Source organism: Erythrobacter sp. SDW2 (genome assembly GCF_021431965.1).
GTDB lineage: Bacteria > Pseudomonadota > Alphaproteobacteria > Sphingomonadales > Sphingomonadaceae > Parerythrobacter.
This window is the reverse complement of record NZ_CP090370.1, coordinates 1,175,750-1,196,818: the sequence shown is the minus strand read 5'-3', so window position 1 is coordinate 1,196,818 and position 21,069 is coordinate 1,175,750. Positions and strand designations below refer to the sequence as shown.

At 64.1% G+C, this 21,069-nt stretch carries 22 protein-coding genes; 9 read left to right on the top strand and 13 right to left on the bottom strand.

Going from position 1 to position 21,069, the window contains the following annotated elements; genetic code table 11:
- Window position 1: 1 nt before the first annotated feature.
- Together LY632_RS05755 and typA are read left to right on the top strand one after the other, a co-directional pair.
- A complete protein-coding gene (locus LY632_RS05755; protein WP_234092847.1) occupies window positions 2-982 on the top strand; it encodes a hypothetical protein in 981 nt (326 codons plus the stop codon).
- Window positions 983-1,112: 130 nt separating this feature from the next.
- Window positions 1,113-2,933 carry a translational GTPase TypA gene (gene typA, locus LY632_RS05750; protein WP_234092846.1) on the top strand — a complete coding sequence of 607 codons (1,821 nt, stop codon included), beginning with the start codon at window positions 1,113-1,115 and terminating at the stop codon, window positions 2,931-2,933.
- Between the two features lie 65 nt (window positions 2,934-2,998).
- Here the strand turns inward: typA and LY632_RS05745 are convergent, their stop codons facing one another.
- The gene (locus tag LY632_RS05745) at window positions 2,999-3,838 is read right to left on the bottom strand and encodes an outer membrane protein (protein WP_234092845.1); all 840 of its coding nucleotides are present in this window, start codon (window positions 3,836-3,838) and stop codon (window positions 2,999-3,001) included.
- Between the two features lie 361 nt (window positions 3,839-4,199).
- Here LY632_RS05745 and LY632_RS05740 point away from each other — a divergent pair, with 361 nt between their 5' ends.
- A complete protein-coding gene (locus tag LY632_RS05740; protein WP_234092844.1) occupies window positions 4,200-5,228 on the top strand; it encodes a DUF4424 family protein in 1,029 nt (342 codons plus the stop codon).
- Window positions 5,229-5,237: 9 nt separating this feature from the next.
- On the opposite strand, the gene LY632_RS05735 is transcribed toward LY632_RS05740, so the two are convergent.
- Both LY632_RS05735 and LY632_RS05730 read right to left on the bottom strand, forming a co-directional pair.
- Window positions 5,238-6,515 (bottom strand): serine hydrolase, encoded by a 1,278-nt coding sequence (locus tag LY632_RS05735; RefSeq protein WP_234092843.1) that lies wholly within the window; start codon window positions 6,513-6,515, stop codon window positions 5,238-5,240.
- A gap of 25 nt (window positions 6,516-6,540) precedes the next feature.
- On the bottom strand, window positions 6,541-7,317 hold the full coding sequence (locus tag LY632_RS05730; protein ID WP_234092842.1) for an SDR family NAD(P)-dependent oxidoreductase: 777 nt from the start codon (window positions 7,315-7,317) through the stop codon (window positions 6,541-6,543).
- Between the two features lie 163 nt (window positions 7,318-7,480).
- Here LY632_RS05730 and LY632_RS05725 point away from each other — a divergent pair, with 163 nt between their 5' ends.
- Entirely contained in the window at window positions 7,481-7,834 is a 354-nt protein-coding gene (locus LY632_RS05725; RefSeq protein WP_234092841.1) for a hypothetical protein, read from the top strand.
- Window positions 7,835-7,935: 101 nt separating this feature from the next.
- Here LY632_RS05725 and LY632_RS05720 read toward each other — a convergent pair whose 3' ends face one another.
- Together LY632_RS05720 and LY632_RS05715 are read right to left on the bottom strand one after the other, a co-directional pair.
- The gene (locus tag LY632_RS05720; protein ID WP_234092840.1) at window positions 7,936-8,637 is read right to left on the bottom strand and encodes an anti-sigma factor; all 702 of its coding nucleotides are present in this window, start codon (window positions 8,635-8,637) and stop codon (window positions 7,936-7,938) included.
- Complete coding sequence (locus tag LY632_RS05715) at window positions 8,634-9,122, bottom strand: RNA polymerase sigma factor (RefSeq protein ID WP_370636567.1); 489 nt, start codon at window positions 9,120-9,122, stop codon at window positions 8,634-8,636. Before LY632_RS05715 ends, LY632_RS05720 begins: the two co-directional genes overlap by 4 nt.
- Before the next feature lie 79 nt (window positions 9,123-9,201).
- Between LY632_RS05715 and LY632_RS05710 the strand changes: the two genes are divergently transcribed.
- From LY632_RS05710 to LY632_RS05690, 5 genes are all read left to right on the top strand, one after another.
- The gene (locus LY632_RS05710; RefSeq protein ID WP_234092838.1) at window positions 9,202-10,440 is read left to right on the top strand and encodes a S8 family serine peptidase; all 1,239 of its coding nucleotides are present in this window, start codon (window positions 9,202-9,204) and stop codon (window positions 10,438-10,440) included.
- A 113-nt stretch (window positions 10,441-10,553) separates the two neighbouring features.
- Entirely contained in the window at window positions 10,554-11,417 is an 864-nt protein-coding gene (locus tag LY632_RS05705; RefSeq protein ID WP_234092837.1) for a hypothetical protein, read from the top strand.
- 141 nt (window positions 11,418-11,558) lie between these two features.
- Window positions 11,559-13,019 carry a sodium/proline symporter PutP gene (gene putP, locus LY632_RS05700; RefSeq protein ID WP_234092836.1) on the top strand — a complete coding sequence of 487 codons (1,461 nt, stop codon included), beginning with the start codon at window positions 11,559-11,561 and terminating at the stop codon, window positions 13,017-13,019.
- A 4-nt stretch (window positions 13,020-13,023) separates the two neighbouring features.
- Window positions 13,024-13,392 carry a VOC family protein gene (locus LY632_RS05695; protein ID WP_234092835.1) on the top strand — a complete coding sequence of 123 codons (369 nt, stop codon included), beginning with the start codon at window positions 13,024-13,026 and terminating at the stop codon, window positions 13,390-13,392.
- A gap of 69 nt (window positions 13,393-13,461) precedes the next feature.
- Window positions 13,462-14,130, top strand: a complete 669-nt coding sequence (locus tag LY632_RS05690; RefSeq protein WP_234092834.1) for an extensin family protein — start codon at window positions 13,462-13,464, stop codon at window positions 14,128-14,130.
- A 77-nt stretch (window positions 14,131-14,207) separates the two neighbouring features.
- Here the strand turns inward: LY632_RS05690 and LY632_RS05685 are convergent, their stop codons facing one another.
- The 8 genes from LY632_RS05685 to LY632_RS05650 form a co-directional block, all read right to left on the bottom strand.
- On the bottom strand, window positions 14,208-14,828 hold the full coding sequence (locus LY632_RS05685; RefSeq protein ID WP_234092833.1) for a response regulator transcription factor: 621 nt from the start codon (window positions 14,826-14,828) through the stop codon (window positions 14,208-14,210).
- A 189-nt stretch (window positions 14,829-15,017) separates the two neighbouring features.
- Entirely contained in the window at window positions 15,018-15,758 is a 741-nt protein-coding gene (locus LY632_RS05680; RefSeq protein ID WP_234092832.1) for a proteasome-type protease, read from the bottom strand.
- 36 nt (window positions 15,759-15,794) lie between these two features.
- Entirely contained in the window at window positions 15,795-16,610 is an 816-nt protein-coding gene (locus LY632_RS05675) for a transglutaminase family protein (protein ID WP_234092831.1), read from the bottom strand.
- Window positions 16,610-17,554, bottom strand: a complete 945-nt coding sequence (locus LY632_RS05670) for an alpha-E domain-containing protein (protein WP_234092830.1) — start codon at window positions 17,552-17,554, stop codon at window positions 16,610-16,612. The genes LY632_RS05675 and LY632_RS05670 overlap by 1 nt, the downstream gene beginning before the upstream one ends.
- 31 nt (window positions 17,555-17,585) lie before the next feature.
- Window positions 17,586-19,013: a circularly permuted type 2 ATP-grasp protein gene (locus LY632_RS05665; protein ID WP_234092829.1), complete on the bottom strand. Its 1,428-nt coding sequence runs from the start codon at window positions 19,011-19,013 to the stop codon at window positions 17,586-17,588.
- 54 nt (window positions 19,014-19,067) lie between these two features.
- Window positions 19,068-19,853, bottom strand: coding sequence for a triacylglycerol lipase (locus LY632_RS05660; RefSeq protein WP_234092828.1), 786 nt, complete (start codon window positions 19,851-19,853; stop codon window positions 19,068-19,070).
- A 56-nt stretch (window positions 19,854-19,909) separates the two neighbouring features.
- Window positions 19,910-20,419: a DUF3617 domain-containing protein gene (locus LY632_RS05655; protein WP_234092827.1), complete on the bottom strand. Its 510-nt coding sequence runs from the start codon at window positions 20,417-20,419 to the stop codon at window positions 19,910-19,912.
- A gap of 71 nt (window positions 20,420-20,490) precedes the next feature.
- Window positions 20,491-21,030: a DUF3617 domain-containing protein gene (locus LY632_RS05650; protein ID WP_234092826.1), complete on the bottom strand. Its 540-nt coding sequence runs from the start codon at window positions 21,028-21,030 to the stop codon at window positions 20,491-20,493.
- Window positions 21,031-21,069 lie beyond the last annotated feature (39 nt).

The window sequence follows — 21,069 nt, the reverse complement described above, 5'->3', positions numbered from 1 at the left end:
CATGAAGGCACTCATGATGGCCGCCGTGGCAACCGCAGCGATGCCATCGGTTGCGCTGGCGCAGGATGCCAAGAAGTCGATCACGGTCCAGACACGTCAGCCGCTGGCAAAGGAAGTGAAGTTCGATGGTGGCGACAGTTTCAGTGCCCAATCGGGCAATTATGTCACATCCGTGTCGATCACCGATGGTTCGGTCACCCGCGATGTCTCGATCCGCTTCGACCAGTTCGAGGTGCCCCTACGTCTGATTGTCAGCCCGCGGCGTTCGGGCAATATCAGCTTCGCGGTGCAGGGCCCGTCCTTCACCGGATGCGAGCGGGCCGATGTGATGCGGGTCGCAGGGGCCCGGTTCACCGGCACGATCGACGAGCGCCTCAAGCTGCTGATCGAGGCCCGCCGGCTGATCGATCTATGTTCAGGATTGGCCAACGAGCAGGCCAAGCTGGTTCGGGCCTATTATGGCGCCAGTTGCTCGTTGGCGGGGGATCCGGATACGTTCTTCGCGATCCATCGCGACGCTAGCGAACGGTTTCGTGCCCTGCCTGATTCCCCGCAAAAAAGAAGCACCTTGAACGATTGCAGGGGTCGTGGGCTCAAGACGGACGTTGCAAAGGCGTGGGAACTGGCAAAAAGAGCCTCCCCGGCTGAGGCGCAGACCCTGATCGATGAGCTGTTGCTGAAGGTGGATGACCCCGAATGGCAGGATGGCTTCGCCGCTGCCCGGATCAACGGCGAGCTTGTCGCGCGTTTGCAGGTTTCGAACCTGAAAGACCAGCAAATCGAAGCTTCGCAAGCCGACGATCTCGCATCAGCCATCGCTTACACCGACAAGCTCGAGCAGCTCAAGGGAGAGGACAGGTTCAAGGTGGCGTTCCGCAAGGAAGGTGTCACCTCTGCCTTGCTTGAGCGCGACCGGGACTGGTTCGAATCGCGCATGGATGTTGTCAGCGATGCCGAAAATGACGCACAAACTCCCGAATAGAACGCGCATCCTGCAAAGCTGACTGCCAGACACAGTTGCCGCGCGCGCAACTCTCCGCTAGGGGCGCGCTCGAAATGTTGCGGCGCACAATCGCGCGCTCGAACGCCTTGGCCCCTAACCAGAGAACCCCATGTCCGCAGACCTCCGCAACGTGGCGATCATCGCCCACGTCGACCACGGCAAGACCACCCTTGTCGACCAGCTGTTCCGCCAGTCCGGCACGTTCCGCGAAAACCAGCGCGTCGAAGAGCGGGCGATGGATTCGGGTGACCTCGAAAAGGAACGCGGGATCACCATCCTGGCGAAGTGCACCAGCGTCGAGTGGAACGGCTACCGCATCAATATCGTCGACACCCCGGGCCACGCCGACTTCGGCGCGGAGGTCGAACGCATCCTGAGCATGGTCGACGGGGTCATCCTGCTGGTCGACAGCGCCGAAGGGGCGATGCCGCAGACCAAGTTCGTCACCGGCAAGGCGCTGGCGCTGGGCCTCAAGCCCATCGTCGTCGTCAACAAGATCGACCGCCCCGATGGCCGCCCGCAGGAAGTGCTCGACGAAGTGTTCGACCTGTTCGCCTCGCTCGACGCCAATGACGAACAGCTCGATTTCCCCTCGCTCTGGGCTTCGGGCCGCGACGGCTATGCCAGCGACGACGAGACTGCCCGCAGCGGCGACCTCAACCCGCTGTTCCAGCTGATCGTCGACCATGTCCCCTCGCCCGGGCTCGACACCACCGGCAAATTCAGCTTCCTCGCGACGCTGCTCGACCGCGACAACTTCATGGGCCGCGTGCTCACCGGCCGGGTACAGTCGGGTACGATCAAGCTCAACGATCCGATCCACGCCATCGACCGCGACGGCAAGGTTATCGAAACGGGCCGCGCGACCAAGTTGATGTCCTTCCGCGGGCTCGAGCGCGTGCCGGTGGATAGCGCCCAGGCGGGCGACATCATTGCGCTCGCCGGTCTGGAAAAGGCGACCGTCTCCAACACCATCGCCGATCCTTCGGTGAGCGAGCCGATCGCCGCACAGCCGATCGATCCGCCGACGCTGGCGATGCGCTTTGCCGTCAACGACAGTCCGCTGGCGGGCCGCGAGGGCGACAAGGTAACGAGCCGCATGATCCGCGACCGCCTGCTGCGCGAAGCGGAAACCAATGTCGCCATCCGCGTGACCGAAAGCGCCGACAAGGACAGCTTCGAAGTCGCCGGGCGCGGCGAACTGCAGCTCGGCGTGCTGATCGAAACCATGCGCCGCGAAGGCTTCGAACTCGGCATCAGCCGCCCGCGCGTGCTGTTCGGCGAGGAAGACGGCAAGCGCACCGAGCCGTACGAAACCGTCGTCATCGACGTCGATGACGAGCATTCGGGCACGGTCGTCGAGAAGATGCAGCGCCGCAAGGCCGAGATGACCGAGATGCGCCCCAGCGGCCAGGGCAAGACCCGCATCACCTTCTCCGCCCCCAGCCGCGGCCTGATCGGCTATCACGGCGAGTTTCTCAGCGACACGCGCGGCACCGGCATCATGAACCGATTGTTCGAGAAATACGGCCCCTACAAGGGCCCGATCGAAGGCCGCCAGAACGGCGTGCTGATCTCGATGGTCCCGGGCGAGGCGGTGCCATATGCGCTCAACAGCCTGGAAGAACGCGGCGAGCTGTTCATCGGCGGCGGGGCCAAGATCTACGAAGGCATGATCATCGGCGAAAACGCCAAGCCCGACGATCTCGAAGTGAACCCGATGAAGTCGAAGCAGCTGACCAACTTCCGCAGCACCGGCAAGGACGACGCCATCCGCCTCACCCCGCCCCGCGTTATGACGCTGGAACAGGCGATTGCGTACATCGACGATGACGAGATGGTCGAAGTGACGCCCAGGAGCATCCGTCTGCGCAAGGCGATCCTCGATCCGCACGAGCGCAAGAAGGCAAAGCGGAAACTTGAAGCCTGACACGAAAAAGGGGCGCCCCACCGGGCGCCCCTTGGTTTTGCGGCTGGCGGTCCGTCGTCACTTCATCAGAAGTGGAAACCGATAGTCGCCTTGAACGAATGGAAGTCGAAATTGTTGTTCGCCGGGCGCATGTTGGTGCCGCCCGAGACCAGCAGGAACGGGTTGGTGGCGCCCGCAGTACCCGGTCCGACTTCCACAAACGAGTCGCCGGCGTCATACGAGTTGTAGAGGTATTCAAGGCCGATCGAGATGTTGTTGTTCAGCATCAGCTCGGCGCCGCCACCCACCTGGCCGCCCCACACCATGTCACCGTCATTGGCGATGGTGAAGGCGTTGGCCGTGTTCGACGAGCTGAAGCTCTGGTCGAGCTTGGCGTAGCTCACGCCGCCGGTCACGTAGAGCAGACCGCGCCCTTCGCCCGGCGAGAAGCCGAGGCGGCCGCGGGCCGAAACGGCATAGTCGAGTTCCCTTGTGAAAACGTAGTTGGCCGGAGTCGTGCTGAACGCGGTCGTCGAATCGCGCATATCCGACTTCGTGCCTTCGACCAGGATGCCGCCGACGAAGTTCGAACCGATGCGCTGGTCGTAGCCGAGGCGGATGCCGTAACCGAGATCGTCGTCGTCGCGGGTACATCCGCCCGCTGCCGTGCGATTGATGGCCGCACCATCGCAGAAGCCCGGGCTGAAGGCATTGGCACCGGTGACCGTACGGACGGTTTCGTTGTACTCGCCGTCGCGGTTGGTGTCGAATACCACCGTGCCGTCGTCGCCTTCCGGCGCGTCGAGCGAAATCGATCCGGCAACGTAGAATCCATCGAAAAACGGGCCTTCGCTGTCCTGGGCAATAGCGGCGCCGCTGGACGTAATAGCCAGGGCAGCCAAGGAAACCTTGGTCAATTGCAGCATAGGTGATGTCCTTATCGGTTTGGGGGATACGGGGTTTTCGATTGCGGTGTTCCCTACCTGAAAACTCGAGAACCGGCATGGTTCCCATTTTCGACAAGGGAACGACACGCAATTACGGTATCAGTTCATTGGTGTCCCGGTCCCCGCCTCATTAAAATGCCATGTGAAGGCGCCAATCATCGTCTGAACTCCTCACCTTTCCTGCAGCCACCCGCAAGGGTCGCGCAATGGCGTTCTCTGCCGCCCCGCAACCGTCGGATTTTTGTGTTACCTTTCGCGCTCCACTCCCACACCAACACCCCCACACCACCCCCCGTGCATGCCCCTTGCAACCCCCACCGCCCGGCGTAATCTCCCGCCCATGACGCACCGCCCTTGGCTTGCCGCACTGGCCCTGCTCGCCGCGCCGCCGGCCACGCCCGCGCTCGCCAATGACAGCGAGGCCGAGTGGGCCATCGGCGGGCTGGTGCTCAAGACCAATGCAGCGATCTCGATGGACAAGGAGGAGCTTTATATTTCCGCCACCGAAGTGCGGGTGGACTATGTCTATACCAACCACTCGCCGGAAGAGCGCGAGGTGATGATTACCTTCCCCCTGCCGCGCGTCCCGGCGGCTGACGGGTTCTATGACACCTGGTCCATGCCCGATTGGGACGAGCTGGAATTCACCACCAAGGTCGATGGCGTGCCGGTGGAATATGAAGTCGCCGACCGGGCCCTGGTGGGCGACCGCGATGTGACCGACGCGGTGGCGGCAGAAGGCTTCCCGCTGTTCTGGTTCCGCGAAGAGGGCTTTCCCGACAGGCTGCAGGACCTGCCCGTGGCCGATCGCGACCGGCTGCTCGCCGCGGGACTGCTCCGGACCGATGACGATGCCGAGCTGACCGGCGAAGTCAGCTGGGTCTATCCGGCCTGGCAGGTCGAACGCAATCTCGTTCGCACGCAGCTGTTCCCGGCCAAGTCTGCCGTGACGGTGAGCCATGTCTATCGGCCGTGGACAGGAGGCAGCGTCGGTGGAATGCTTTATCCGGCCATCCGGTCGGAATATCCCGAAAGCATGCAGGAATATCGCGACAAGTGGTGTGTCGATGACGGCCTCCTGGCGGGCGTCGACAGGAAGCTGGGCGCCGGGACCGAAGAGGACCCGGTCTATTACGGCGAGACCTGGCTCGGCTATGTCCTCGGCAGCGGGGCCAACTGGGCAGGGCCGATCAAGGACTTCCGGCTGGTGGTGGACAAGGGCGATCCGGACAACCTCGTCAGCTTCTGCATGGACGGGGTGACGAAGATCAGCCCCACCCGGTTCGAAGTGCGCAAGACCGATTTCGAACCGACGCAGGATCTCGATATCCTGATCCTGGAGTTCTATCGCCCGAGCAACGAGTTCTAGGGCCGGGCTCTATTCCGACGGCAACCCGTCGTACTCCGCGCCATAGACCGCATCGCGGATATCGTGGTGCAGCGCGTTGTCGAAGGGGATCTTCTGCGTGGCGAAGACCACCGCCATGCGCTGCCCCGGATCGACCCAGAACAGCATCGAGGGATAGCCGTCCCAGAAGAATTCGCCAACGGTGCCGCGGTTCTCCTCCGGCGACTGTGGCGGTGCTGTGCGGACGAAGAAATCGATCCCGAACCCGCCCGAGCCCTTGCCGACGAGCCATGAGCGGTTTTCCGGCGTGATCCTCGGATCGAGCACATCGGTCGACATCAGCCGCACCGTCGCCGGACGCAGGATGCGCACCCCGTCGAGCACCCCCTCGCCCAAGAGCATCCGGGCAAACCGCATATAGTCGTCCACCGTGGTGACGATGCCCGAACCGCCCATGGTCATCGGCTTGCCGGCGAAGTTGGCCTCCAGCCAGGTGCCCCGTTCCATTGGTTCGAGTTTGCCCGTCTCGTCGGCGACATAGATGCGGGCCAACCGCGCCAAATCGGCCGACTGTCGTGTCCACCCGCTGTCCTTCATGCCGAGCGGGCCGAAGATGTGCTGCTGGACATAGTCGGCATAGGCCATGCCGGAGAGCACCTCCACCAATCGCGCCTGGACATCGACCCCGGCGGAATAGTGCCATCGCGTGCCCGGATCGGCGATCAGCGGCACCTGCGCCATCTTCTGCGAGAACTCGGCCAGCGTGTTGTCGGAGGAAAGCGGCTGCAGCTCGTTCCACACAACGTCGCCCGGCGCATCGCCGTCGCCATAGGTGAAGCCCGCCGTATGCCGCAGGACATCGCGGATCGTCGGCGCACGCTTGGGATCGCGCAGGATCGGCTGGCCGTCGGCATCGCGCCCGGTAACGACCCGGAGTCCGGCGTATTCGGGCAAGTGCAAAGCCAGCGGATCGTCGAGTCCGAACTTGCCCTGCTCCCACAGCTGCATCAACGCCACGCCGGTGACCGGCTTGGTCATGGAGAAGATCTGCACCAGCGTGTCCCGCGCAAAAGCCCGGCCCTCCTCACGCGATGCCAGGCCTGAGGCATGGAAGCAGGCCTCGCGCCCCTCGTGCCAGATCAGCGTCGATGCGCCGACCGTGCGCCCCTGTTCGACCGCGCTATCGAGGAAGCCGGCGACAGCCGCGCAATCGGGTGCGAAACCGGTCGCCGCTTCGGGCGCTGGCGGGGTTGTGGCGCAAGCGGCCAATGCCAGCGATGCAGCGCCCGTCCAGGCGGCGACGCTCATCCTGCTTCTCCCCCTCGTCATTCCCTCAGCCGCCGAAGAAGTTCGGCTGGCCGTTCGACGCAGTCACCCCGCCGTCGACCGGCAGGTTCACGCCGTTGACGAAGCAGGCGTCGTCGCTCGCGAGAAACAGCACCGGGCCGGCGATTTCCTCGGGTTCGGCCGGGCGGCCCAGCGGCATGCGGTTGGCGAGCAGCTTGAGCGCTGCCTCGCTCTCGGTAACGCCGGTGGTCATGTCGGACCGGGTCATCGACGGACAGATCGCATTGGCCCGCACGCCCTGTCGCCCGAACTCCAGCGCCATCGCCCGGGTCAGGTTGCAGACCCCGCCCTTGCTGGCATTGTATATGCCCAGTCCCCAGTCGCCGCCGAGGCCGGAGACGCTGGATATGTTGATGACATTGCCTTTGGCCGCGAGCAGGTGCGGAAACGCCTCGCGGGTGAGGTAGAGAATGCCCTTGAGATTGATGTCGATGATGCGGTCGATGTCCTCGTCCTTCGCCTTGCTCAGCCGCCCGGAAAAACCGACCCCGGCGTTGTTGACCAGCACGTCGAGGCCGCCGAAGGCGGCGACGGTCTTCTCGACAATCTCTGTCGCGAAGGCAGAGGAGGACACGTCGCCCGCCACCGCAATGGCCCGATCCCCAAGCGAAGAGGCCACCGCATCACAATCGGCCTGCTTGCGCGAATTGATCACGACATTGGCCCCTTCGGCATGAAAGCGCCGGGCGATCGCTTCGCCGATGCCCATGGAGGAGCCGGTGACGATCACGGTCTTGCCGGCGAAACGGTTGGCATATGTCATGGCGAAATCCTCTCTCGGTGCATGTCCACCAGGTGATGGCGCGAAGGCGGCGCGCTGGCAATGGCCAGAAAATCGCCTGAGCCAAGGATTAAACCTCGCAGGCCACCCGTTTCCTTGTCAACCGGACCGCTGGAGGCTCCGGCCCGAATTCAGGAGACATCCCATGAAACTCACCAAGACCACCCTCGCCCTCGCTGCCCTGACCCTCGGCACTGCCGCGCAGGCCGCCATGCCGATGCTCTATGAAGAGGCTTTCGCTCGCGAGGAAGAGAAGCAGATCATCACCTCGCCGATCGCCGGGATCGAGAACTCGCTGTGGTTCGACTACCTCATCGACGTCACCGAAGCGCAGAAGGAACTGTCGCGCGACCTGCGCAAGGCCAGCGACATCGAAGACCTGCGCGACGCGTGGGAGGAGTACGGCAAGGAACTGCGCCACGAGCGGATCGACTACATCGAAGACATGGCCGAGCGCGGCTATCGCATGGGCGAAGTGACGGTGCTGCCGAACGGCTAGATGCGGGACAACAAGAGCCCCAAGGGCCGCAGGAGGGGTCGACGAAAGTCGGCCCCTTTTCCATCATCTTTGCGGCTGAGCGGATGGCCCCGCTCGGTCGCCTACTGCCAGCCGCGATCTCTCGCTTCCGCTTCTGCCACAGCATCGAGCGCTTCGCCGACCGACATTTCCTGAGCCGCGGCGAGGATCCGGGTATCGCTGCCGGCCTGCCGGTAGTCGGTGGTCTGGGCCAGCCCCGCACCGAGCTCCCGCTCGATCTTCCAGCCGGTCTCGTCGTGACAGGCGATGCCGCCGGTCCGGGCTTCGCGGTAGACGCGGCAATACTGCCCTGCCCGGTCGCGGAATGTCAGCAGGATGCGCGGTTCGACCGCCAACCCCTGGCTCGCCACCAGCTGGGTATCGAGGGCGGTCGCAAGTTCGCCTTGCGCATAGCCCTCCGGCACGTCGCCGCCTCGCCACGGCTGCCATAGGGCCAATACCAACGAAGCAGCGAGCGCGGGACCGGCGATCGGCGCCCAGCGCCGGACCATCGGAGCCAGCCCGCGCTGGCGCCGTTCTGCGGCGAAGCTGACGACCTCGGCGGATTCGGCGCCTGTCTGAAGAAGCGTCGTCAGCCTTTCGGGAACGGGCTGCTCAGCGAAAGGTGCAAAATGAGCGCCCAGCTGTTTCTTGAGCTCCCGATGCCTCTCCACCTGCTCCGCAATCGCAGGGTCTGCGGCAATCGCCGCCTCGACGTCGGCCAGTTCGGCTCCTCCCAGCTCGCCATCGGCATAGGCGGCAATCTGTTCGCGAGTGACAGTCATTGCGCGCCCTCCAGAATTTCGAGCAAGGCATCACGCCCGCGTACCAGCCGCGAATTGAGCGTTCCGACCGGGCATCCGACGATCTCGGCCGCTTCCTTGTAGGCATAGCCTTCGACCATCACCAGCAGCACTGCCTCGCGCTGTTCGTCAGGGAGACGCTGCATGGCGCGGTCGACCATGGAGAGTTCGACCTGCGATTCCTGCGCGCCGTCCGCACCCACGGCAAGGCCCGCCTCCTCGTCCACGAAGGTCCGGCTGCGGCGGGCATTGCTGCGTTTCTCGTCGATCAATATGTTGCGCATGATACGGTACATCCAGCTGTCGAGCCGTGTTCCCTCCTGCCACTGGTCGCGGCGGGTCAGCGCACGTTCGATTGTCATCTGGCACAAATCGTCGCCATCGGACGGCGAACCGGCAAGCCCGATCGCGAACCGCCGCAAGCGCGGCAGCAGCGCGAGCACCTGCTGTTCGAACGTCTGGCCCAGTTTTCGTGCCTTTCGATGGATGAAACGAACGCGGCTACGCGTTTCATCCACGCTTAATGCAAAAAACAGGATAGAAACAATGATGCGCCGGATTCTCCCCACCATCCTTGCTGCCGCAATTCTGGCCAGCCCGCTGGCAGCGCAGCTGGCCCTGCCGCAGGTGCAGCTGCCGGATCCCGGCGGGGTGGTGGGCGACGTGACGGACACGGTCGGGATTGCGCTCGAGGACGTAGACGCCACTACCCAGCGCACAGCTGCGAGGCTGCTGGAATTGCGCCAGCGAACGATACGAAAGCTGCTGCGCCAGAACCGCGAGACCATCGAAGCCGATGCGCGGGGCGATCTTGCCAGGCGCGGCGAATTGCTGGTCGATGGTGCGACCGCGGCACAGCTAGCGGTGCTTGATGAAGCAGGGTTCAGCGTGCTTTCGAGCGAACAGATCGAGGGGCTGGATTTCATCGTCACCCGGCTCGCCGTGCCGGAGCGGCTGCCCTTGGCAAAGGCGGAGCGCCTCGCCCGCGAGCTGGCACCCGGGGCGGAGATCAGCGCCGACAATCTGCACTACCAGTCCGGCGCAGTCGCCGGCACGGTGATCGCCCCGATGGCTCTGCAGAGCGCAAGCATCGGCACCGAAGTCGGCGTGATCGACAGCGCACCGGGCGCGAGTGTTTCGACCGTCGCCACCAGGGGTTTCGCCAAGGGCGCACCCAAGGCGGCCAACCATGGCAGCGCAGTGGCATCGCTACTCAAGAGCGCGGGCGTTGCGCGCGTGCGGGTGGCCGATGTCTATGGTACCGATGCGGCGGGCGGCAATGCGCTGGCGATCGCCAAAGCGCTCGGCTGGCTGGTTTCGAGCGGCAGCAAGGTCGTGACGATCAGCCTGGTCGGGCCGAAGAACAGCGTCGTCCAGAAGGCTGTCGCCGCCGCGCAGAAGAAGGGCGTCGTGATCGTCGCGGCTGTCGGCAATGATGGTCCGGCCGCGCCACCTGCCTATCCCGCTTCCTACGACGGCGTCATCGCCATCACGGGTGTGGACGGACGCAACCGCGCCCTGATCGAAGCCGGGCGCGCGCTCAACCTCGACTACGCGGCACCGGGGGCGGATATCTATGCGCTCGATGCCAGGGGCAAGCGGGTGAAATGGCGCGGGACATCGTTCGCCGCGCCGCTCGCCGCCGCCAGGCTTGCCGCTGCGCTTTCGCGCGGGAGAAACTGGCGCAGCACGCTCGATGCCGAGGCCAGGGATCTGGGCAAGAAGGGCCCTGACACCACCTATGGTCGCGGGCTGCTGTGCGGCACCTGCGCCCGGAAAAAATGAGCAAAAGCGAGAAAATTTCGCGAACCGTGAATTAAACCCGAAGGCCCGCCCGTTTTCCTTTCGAGCAAGCGAACGATCATCGTCCGGTTGCGAACAGACGAAAGGAAACCGACATGAAAAAGCTCCTCCTTACCGCCAGCCTTCTCGCCCTCGTTCCCTCTGCCGCCAGCGCCCAGCTGCTTGGTGGCGGTGGCGGCATCGGCGGAACGCTGGGCGGAACACTCGGCGGCGAAATCGGCGGCACCATCGGCTCGACCGTCGACAACACCACCCGCAGTGTCCGCAGCACCGTGGACAACAGCGTGTCTACCGAAGGCAACCAGTCGGTCGACACCAAGAGCGGAAAGGTCGAAGCTCGCCGCAGCGCCAAGGGCTCGGCCAGCGCCTCGACCGCCAGCCTCGCCGACCTGCCCATCCCCTCGATGTTCAGCGGTTCCGCCAGTGGCACCGGCTCGGCCGATGGCAATGCCAGTGCGCAGCTGATCGGCACCGACGCTGTCACCGGCGCCATCGCCCCCGTCGCCGGCCGGGCCCAGACGGTTGCCGGCAACGCCAGCGGCCGGGCCACTTCGACCGCCCAGGGCGCGCTGTCCCGGGTTCCCAGCCCCGGCCTGCCCGCGCTCGGCGGCGCCAACGCGGGCGGTGAAGGCTCGGGCTCGGCCACGGGCTCGCTGATGGCGGCGCCGCTTGCAGTCGCAGGAAGCGCAGCCGGCCAAGGCAATGGAGCGGCGACGGTCACCCCCGGCATGCCGGTCATGACACCCGACGGTGCTTCGCTGGGCAAGGTCAAGGAAGTGATCGCCGATGGCCGCGGCCAGGTGCAGCAAGTTGTGGTCAAGCAGGGCAAGGTTACCCGCACACTGCCGGCCGGGATGTTCAGTGCCAGCGGCAATGCGCTGGTCGCCGGTCAAGCGCAGGGCGAAGCGGCCAGCGGTCCCCGCTCGATGCCTGAAAGCGCCCCTGCCGAAGCCAAGTAACGGGCTCCCCGGGCCTGCCGGTCACGCCTCCAAGAATGGCAGGCCCCAACCCGAGAGGCGGACTTCCCCTGAAGTCCGCCTCTTTCCGGTTCCGACGACAGCGGTGGCCAAGCGTTCGCCGGTTTGTTACCCGTCTGCCCCATGCAGACCGGAACCCTGATTTCACTCGCCGTCTATTTCATCCTCATGCTCGGCATCGGATTGTATGCCTGGCGCAAATCGACCGAGGACAGCGAAGGCTATCTGCTCGGTGGCCGCAACCTTTCACCCGCCGTCGCGGCGCTCTCTGCCGGGGCGTCGGACATGTCGGGTTGGCTGCTGCTCGGCTTGCCCGGTGCGCTCTATGCAGCCGGGCTGGTCGAGGCGTGGATCGGGATCGGACTGTTTGCGGGCGCGCTGGTCAACTGGATCGTCGTCGCCCCGCGGCTGCGCCAGCAGACCGAGGACCTGGGCAATGCGCTGACCATCCCCGAATTCCTCGCCAACCGTTTCCCCAACCGCGCGGTCGCTCTGCGGGTGATCAGCGCGGTGATCGTCGTCACTTTCTTCAGCGTCTATACCGCTTCGGGCCTCGTCGCCGGGGGCAAGCTGTTCGAGACCAGCTTTGCCGGGCTGTTCGGCAATATCGGCGGGATGAGCGACTATGCCACGGGGCTTTGGGTTACTGCCGGCGTGGTGCTGGCCTACACCATGGTCGGCGGGTTCCTGGCCGTCAGCCTGACCGACTTCGTGCAGGGCCTGATCATGGTCACAGCGCTGGTCGTGATGCCGCTGGTGGTGATGTTCGGCCCCGGCGGCGCTTCCGGCGCCAGCATCGTGGCGGTGCCGCAGGAAGGCTTCCTCAGCCTGACCCACGGGCTGACCTTCATCGGGTTCCTCAGTGCGGTGACATGGGGCCTCGGCTATTTCGGCCAGCCGCATATCATCGTACGCTTCATGGCGCTGCGCAGCGTTGCAGACGTGCCCAAGGCGCGCGCCATCGGCATGAGCTGGATGGGCGTGTGCCTGATCGGCACCATTGGCGTAGGCCTGGCGGGCCGTGCTTATGTCGAACGCAACGGCATGACGCTGGAGGATCCGGAAACGATCTTCATCCTGCTGGCCGAAACGCTGTTCCACCCGCTCGTGACCGGCTTCCTGCTTGCTGCCTTGCTGGCAGCGGTGATGAGCACCATCAGCTCGCAATTGCTGGTCGCTTCGAGTTCGTTGACCGAGGATTTCTACCGCCTGTTCCTGCGCAAGAACGCCACCGAGCGCGAGAGCGTCAATATCGGGCGGCTGAGCGTGCTGGCAGTCGCGCTGGTGGCGATCGTGATTGCGGGCGATCCGGACAGCCAGGTGCTGGGCCTGGTCTCCAACGCCTGGGCCGGGTTCGGTGCTGCGTTCGGGCCGCTGATCATCCTGTCGCTGACATGGGACCGCATGACCGGCGATGGCGCGCTGGCAGGCCTCGTCACGGGCGCGGTGGTGGTCATCGTCTGGATTGCGCTCGGCTGGAATGCCGCCTTCATGGGCGGACCCGGCGTGTACGAGATCATCCCCGGCTTCATCGCTTCGTGGCTGGCGATCTGGCTGGTATCGGGGGCCATGCAAAGGAGCTGACGTCATGGCGAAGGTGACCGGCCTGGGCGGGGTGTTCTACGTCGTGAAAGACCCCGAAGCGACGCGGGCATGGTACCGTGAGGTGCTGGGCATCGACGGCGAATACGGCCCACAGCTCGATTGGTCGGAGGAGACCGCTGAGAAGCCCTATTCGCTCATCAGCCATTTCGCGGATGACAAGTACGTCCGGCCCGGCAAGGGCGGCTTCATGATCAACCTGCGGGTCGATGACTGCGTGGCCATCGTCGAACAGCTCAAGGCCAAGGGCGTAGAGGTGCTTGGCTATGCCGATGAAGGCTACGGCCGGTTTGCCTGGATCCTCGACCCTGACGGGGTCAAGATCGAGCTCTGGCAGCAGATGGAAGCGCCCTGACGAAGCGCATCTGCGGCAGGGCGGGCGTGCTTTAGGACGCTGTTAACCATCTTTCACGACAATGCGCGTATGCGCAGTCTTGTCGTTCTCTTGCTTCTGGCTCCGGCCCTCGCCGCCTGCGGCAATCTCGTGCCCGACGGCAAGTCACAGCGTACGACCGCAGCTCCGGCGCGATCGCAAGCCATCGCAATCAGCCCGCAGGGCCAACAATGCCTCGCGCAGCTGAGTGCGACTGGTTCGCGCTTCGAGGCCTTGCCCGACAAATATTACGGCGCCGGCTGCTCGGCCATCAACGCCGTATCTCTCAGTAGCCTCGCCGGTGACCGTTCATCGCTCGAGCTGGCCAATATCGGCCCGGTGACCTGCCCGACGGCAGAGGCGTTGAGCGGCTGGGCTCGCTTCGGTGTGGATCGCGCGGCGCGAAAGATCCTCGGCAGCCCGCTACGCCGGATCGAAACCATGGGCAGCTATGCCTGCCGGAATGTCGCAGGCAGTTCCAAGCGCTCCGCCCACGCCCGCGCCGAAGCAGTCGATGTCGCAGCATTCGTTCTCGAGGATGGCCGCCGGATCAGTGTGCTCGACCACTGGCATGGAGGCAGCAGGGAAGAGCGCGAGTTCCTTCGCGTCGTGCAGCAAAGCGCCTGCAAGCGGTTCGGCACCGTGCTGAGCCCGGAATACAACGCCGCACACCACGACCATCTGCACCTGGAATGGGGTCCGTCCAGCTTCTGCCGCTGATGCTGCGAGCAGGCCACCCCGCATGGGGACAGGAGGTGACCGGTTCTTGCCAGCCGCGCACACACTTCGGGTCGGAGTCAGTCAAAGGGAGCAGGATCGATTCGGGCTTCGATCCGCAGCCGCACCGCTTCAGCGGCGTGGCGTGCGCCCAGCTTGTTCATCATGTTGGCGCGGTGGATTTCGACCGTACGGGGACTGATCTCGAGCTCCCGGGCGATGGTCTTGTTGCTGCTGCCCTCCGCGAGCCATTCGAGCACTTCGCGCTCGCGGGCCGAAAGCGAGGCGATACGCCCGCGCGCTTCCAGCATCCGGCGGCGCTCGGCCTGCACGCGTTCGACATCATCGGCGATGCGTTCCAGCATCGCGGCTAGCCGCTCGGTCTCGACAGGTAGCGTCAAGTAATCCAGCGCGCCGCCCTTCACCGCTGCCACGATCTGCGCGGTGGTGGGATGCGTAGCCGTTGCCACCACGGGCAGCCAGATGCCGCCATCGGCCAGCGCGGCAATGAACTGGGCGATTCCGCCATCGGCCGAATTGTCGCGTGCCAGGATGATGCCGTCACGCGGATGGTACTCGGCCAGATCCTCGATCGAACCATAGACTTCGGCATGGTGGCCAAGGGCGAACGCAGCCCGTGACAACTCGGCTCGGGTTCGGCTGTCATGATCGGTGCAGTGGAGGATCAGTCGACGTATCATGACATCAAGTTGTCGCAACACGTCGAGCTACGGAACGGGGGTTCCAACCGGAACCGATTTATTAGGACGCCATGATTTTACAATTCGCCAGTGGCGAGCCAGCGAGCTTTTCCATCCGAAATGGACGAATTCTAAGTATAGAATCGGATCGTAATTGACCGGATAAGGGGAATTTCTAGGGGACTTTACCTATTCGTCGAAACTGAACGCCGGGAGCGAGTGGAAGGCATCTTTCAGTGCATCGCCCCAGCGCGAGGAGATTTCCTGGAAGAAGGGGTCCTCTGGAGTGATCCGGCGCGAATGGCTCGGCTCGAACCGGTCGCGTTCGATTACCATAAGGTCTAGCGGCATACCGACCGAAAGGTTGGCCTTGAGCGTGGAATCGAAGCTGACCATCAGCAGCTTGACCGCATCCTCGAAGCTCATCCCCCGGTCATAGGCGCGCAGGATGATCGGGCGGCCATATTTGAGTTCGCCGATCTGGAAGAAGGGCGTGTCGCTGCTCGCCTCGATGAAATTGCCTTCGGGATAGATCAGGAACAGGCGTGGCTCCATCCCGGCGATCTGGCCGGCAAGGATGATCGAGGCGTTGAACCGGGTCCGCGCGGTGTCGCCATTGGCCTTCTGCCGCGTGTCGATCGTGTCGCGCAACAGGCGGCCGATTTCCGTCGCGACAGTGAACATGGTCGGCATGCCCAGCAGCGAATTTTCGCGATCCCCGGGCAGCTTGGTCCGCTCTTCCAGCTTGCTCACCACCGCCTGCGTGGTCGCGAGGTTGCCGGCGGAAAGGACGGTGATCACTCTCTCTCCGGGCACCGTCCAGTGAAACATCTTGCGAAAGGTGGAAATGTTGTCGACCCCCGAATTGGTGCGGGTGTCGCTCATCAACACCAGTCCCTTGTCCAGCACCATGCCCACGCAATAGGTCATTTGTCCGCTTCCCCGAATCGTTCCCGCAGGTCTGCCCTACTGTTCGGCGGTCTGCTGTGCCACCGCCACCTGCACTTCCATCCCCGCCTGCCGTCCTCCGACGCTGATGCCCGTCACAGGGGCTGCATCGCGATAGTCGCGCCCGGTGGCGACGCGGACATATCTGCGATCGGGGCTGATCCCGTTGGAAATATCGAACCCGACCCACCCCAGCCCGTCGACATGCGCTTCGGCCCAGGCGTGGGTTGCATCCTGCTCGACCCGGTCGTCCATCATCAGGTAGCCGCTGACATAACGCGCCGGAACATCGGCCAAGCGCGCGGCGGCAAGGAACACATGGGCATGGTCCTGGCACACACCGCTGCCCTGCTCCAGCGCCTGTTCGGCGGTGGTGGTGACACCTGTTTCGCCGATGCGGTAGGCGACACCCTCGCGCACGGCGGCGGACAGGCGGTGGAGCCAGTCGAGCCGGTCATCGCCGACCGTACCAGTTTCGCGGAGCAAGCCGCGCAACCTTGGCCCCGGCTTGGTCAGAGGGGTCTGGCCCATGAAGCTCCACAGCGGAAGATGCCCGGAATGGCGGCCAATTATCCCGGCCTTGTCCTCGGTCTCGACCGTGCCGGTGCATTCGATGGCGACGTGGCGAGCCCCCTCCGCGACAGACACCAGGGTAACAGTGTTGTGGTGCTGGTCTTCGTAGGACAACTCCTCGCGCGCGTTCTCGTAACGCATTTGCCAGTCGATGATCTGCTGCCCCTGGGTGGACTTGGGTGTCAGCCGCAAGCGCTGCAGCCCGTGTATGGCCGGAACATCGTAGGTGTAGTGCGTGGTATGGCGAACAGCGAGGCGCATCAGACAAGGAACCGATAGTCTTCGCCGATCGCATTGGCGATATCGGCATTGGTGGCCATGAAATCGATCAGGAACTGGTGCAGACCCTGTTCGAAGATTGCATCGACGGTCAGGTCGGTCAGCCGCATATCCGCCTGCCGCATCAGTTCGTTGCTGCGCCCTTCCTCGCGATGCAGCCTGGCCAGCGCTGCCAACTCGTCACGCAGAGCGTCGTGGCAGAAAGCGAGGCTGCGCGGGAAACGTCGGTCGAGCACCATGAACTGCACAATCCCGCGCGGTTCGATCTGCCCGGCGTTGAGCCAGCTATAGGCGCGGTCGCCGGAGACCGAACGCAGGATGTTCTCCCATTGCCCGGTGTCGAGGCTGGAACCGACATAGGACAGCGACGGCAGCAGCAGGTAGTACTTGATATCGAGGATGCGGGCGGTGCTGTCGGCCCGCTCCAGAAAGGTCCCGGCGCGAGCGAAATGATAGCCCTCGTCGCGCAGCATCGAGCCGGCCATGGCGCCATGCGCCAGCGTTCCGGCCCGGCGGATCGCGGCGAGGACATGGCCGACCTGCCCCTGGGTGACAGGGCGCGCCAGCATGTCGCGCACCAGCATCCAGCTTTCGTTGATCACTTCCCACAGCTCGCTGCTGATCGCGTTGCGCGATGTCCGGGCGTTGTTTCGGACCGCATCGAGCATGTCCATCACGCTCGACGGATTGCCCTTGTCGCGCAGGATGAAGTTCCATGCCTGCATCCCGGTGTAGGTTCCGTTGTGCAGCTCATAGGCTTCGTGCCGGCCGGTCGTCTGGAGGATCGAGCGCCATTCGGCTTCGGCCAGCTGGATATCGCGGGTCAGTGCCATCCGCAGGCCTGCCTGCAGGATGCGGGCGGTGTTCTCTGCCCGTTCCAGATAGCGGAACATCCAGAACAGGCTGTGAGCTGTCCGGCCTAGCACGCTTTCGCCCCCCTCTTGCCTTCAGCGTCGCTCATTCCTTCAGCACCCACGTATCCTTGGTCCCGCCGCCCTGGCTGGAATTGACCACCAGCGATCCTTTCTTGAGCGCCACGCGGGTGAGACCGCCCGGGGTGATGTCGATCCGGTCAGGCGAAACCAGCACGAAAGGCCGCAGATCCACATGACGCGGAGCGAGGCCCTGCTTGGTGAAGATCGGGCAGGTCGACAGCGAAAGCGTGGGCTGGGCGATATAGTTGGTCGGGTTGGCTTCCAGTTTCTTGCGGAAGGCAGCAATTTCGCGCTTCGACGATGTCGGCCCGATCAGCATGCCGTAGCCGCCCGAGCCGTGGACTTCCTTGACCACCAGTTCGGCAAGGTTGTCGAGCACGTATTTCAGGCTGTCCTTGTCGGCACAGCGCCAGGTCTGGACGTTGGGCAGCAGCGGCTTCTCGCCGGTGTAGAACTCCACGATCTCCGGCATGAAACTGTAGATCGCCTTGTCGTCCGCCACGCCTGTACCAGGGGCGTTGGCGATGGTGATCTTTCCCGCGCGATAGACATCCATGATTCCCGGAACGCCCAGCGCGCTGGCGGGATTGAAGGTCAGCGGGTCGAGATATTCGTCATCCACGCGGCGATAGATGACATCGACCGGGTGGAACCCGCGCGTGCAACGCATCTGCACCCGTCCATCGATAACCCTGAGATCGCTGCCCTCGACCAGTTCCGCCCCCATCTGGTCGGCGAGGAAGGCATGTTCGAAGTAAGCGCTGTTGTAGATACCCGGCGTCAGCACCGCGACCACCGGCTTGCCGCTGGCGCAATCGGGAGCGCAATCGGCCAGGCTCTTGGCCAGCCGGCGCGGATAGTTGGAAACCTGCTCGACCCCGACGCTGGAGAACAGCTCGGGGAACATGCCCATCATCGTTTCGCGGTTTTCCAGCATGTAGGAGACGCCGCTGGGCGTGCGGGCATTATCTTCCAGCACGTACCACTCGTCAGGGCCCGTCCGGACCAGGTCGATCCCGACGATATGGGTATAGACGCCGCCCGGCGGCGTGAAGCCGACCATTTCCGGCAACCAGGCCGCATTGTTGCGGAACAGCCGCTCAGGGATGCGCCCGGCGCGGACGATCTCCTGCCGGTGGTAGAGATCATAGAGGAAAGCGTTGATCGCCCGAACGCGCTGCTCGATCCCGCGGCTCAGCCGACGCCATTCGGGCGCGGTAATGATGCGCGGCACCATATCGAAAGGGATCAGCCGTTCCTCGGCCTCGTCCTCGCCATAGACATTGAACGTGATCCCGGTGCGGCGAAACTGCCCCTCTGCCTCGAGGTGCTTGCGGCGGAGATAGCCATTGTCCTGCGACTGGTACCAGGCGTCATAATCGCGGTAAGCGGGGCGGATCGCGCCTTCGCTATCGCTGCGCTCATCGAAATAGTCGCGCCCTTCTGGCATCGGATCCCCAAAGGAAGTCGCAAGGCGGTCGCCTTGTCTCTCCCGCTCAATGGGCTAGCTCCGATCGAGTTCCCTTGCAACTGCCTCGATGGCTTCGTGCGAATGGGCAAAGCCCATGTGGCGGCAGCGAAGGGCGACCGCCCGATCGCGTTCGCCAGGTTTGCCGCAAGCCGCACGGGGATGGACAATGCCGTCATTGGCGCTCCACAGCGCGACGGTCTCGACCGGCGGTTTCGCCCTGATGTCCTTGGCAATTGGCGGTGCCTCGACCCGGTGACCGGCGACAAACTGGTAGATCCGCCAGGCATTATTGGCGCGCGGCGAATAGGAAAACGGCGTCCCCATGGTGATCACCTTGGCCACCGCATCAGGGTGCAACTTGGCCAGTTCGCGCGCGAACAGGCCACCGAGACTCCAGCCAACGAGGGTGACAGGCTCACCGGCCCGCCGGTGCAGGTCGAGCAGCCGCTGCTCAAGCGCGGCGAAATTCTCTTCGCTAGGCCCGAAATTGAACCCCAGACCCCAGCGTTTGACGGTGTGTCCCGCCGCTTCGAGCGTCTCGGCAAAATAGCGCATCCGCTCCGGATGGGTGGCGAAACCGGGCAGCAACATGACCGTCTGCGGCGATTTGGCCTTGGGTAAGGCATAGCGCTGCACCTTTCGGGCGTAGAGCTTGCGGAACGGATAAGAGAGAGCCGAGAACTCGCCCAAGAGATGGCGCATATGCGGGCGCGGCGTCGCCTGGTCCTCGGCCTCGCGTGCCAGGGCAACGCGCCGCGCAAGCTCCGCCCGATCGAGCGGAATGCGAAGTTTTGGTGTCAGAGGGGCGGTCATGGTCATGCAACCGTCACACTCTGCGACGGTTCCGCTGAACGCAAGCCGAATAATTGCGGGCTTTACCGCTCGACTTCTGGAGGCAGTTCCGTGCTGCCGGGCGACGGGCAATCTCCCGTTCGTTGCGACACCACTTTCATGCGCATGGTCATCGAACCGCCGGCGATGTGGGGGCCGCTGGCATCGAGGTCCATCGTCACGTCATAGCCGTCGGCAGACGTCGTGCCCGCCATCTTGAGGCCGGCCTTCGCTTCCCCGGCACCCGTGCACGCCAGGGTTGCATTCATTCGCGGCGGGCTGGCTTCGAACGCCGTGAAACCGCACTCCATCCCGTTGAGCCCATCGGCAATTTCCTTGAGCAGCTGCTGAAAACCCGCCGCAGCCTGTTCCTCGGTCACGCACAGGCGCGCCGATTTCTTCTCGATGCCGGACAACTGGTCGCGCAGCCGGTCGGCCTGTTCCGGCGCCGCACCCGGGACCTCGGCAGACACAATCTCAGTGGTCTGCTGATACAGACCCGGTCCGGGATTTGCGAGCTTGCCTGCTTCGGCCAGTACGTCCGCATCGGTCATGGGGGCAGGCTCGCTGCACCCGGCGAGCGCCGCCGACACCAGAACGCCAGTCGCGATAGCTCTCACCGCTATCACTTGGCGCAATCTCCCAGCCGTTCCTGCTGCATTGTCATCTCGATGTCGGCGTCGAACTGGTTGCCCAGCTTGCCCTTCATCTTCATCGAAAGGTCGCTACTGGTCGGGGTAACCTCTCCTGTAAAAGCAATGTCCATCGGGCCCGACGCGGGATCGTTGCATTTCATCGCCATGTCGACCTGGCCGCCGTCCATGTCCATGCGCTCGATCGTGCAGTTGTCATCCTGCCCCTTGCTCAGCGCATCTTGGAAGCCCTTGTCGGCCTCTTCCTTGGTCAGGCAATATTCCATGGTCTGGGACATCGATTTGCCCATCATGTCGATCATGCTGGCCGGAGCACCCGGGATCTTGGCCGACTTGAAGGTCATCGTCATCTTGTATTGTCCCGGCAGTGGCTTGATTGACGCGTCCGCCATCTCCGCCCGAGCCTCTTCGGCGGTTATCTTGCCATCGCTGTTGCTATCCGCCTCCGACGAGCACGCCGCCAGAACCGAAACGATTGCCCCGGCTGCCACACATGAAATAATCCTGCGCATCGCACATCTCCCTTCAAGCCCACTGTCGGCAGGATAGAG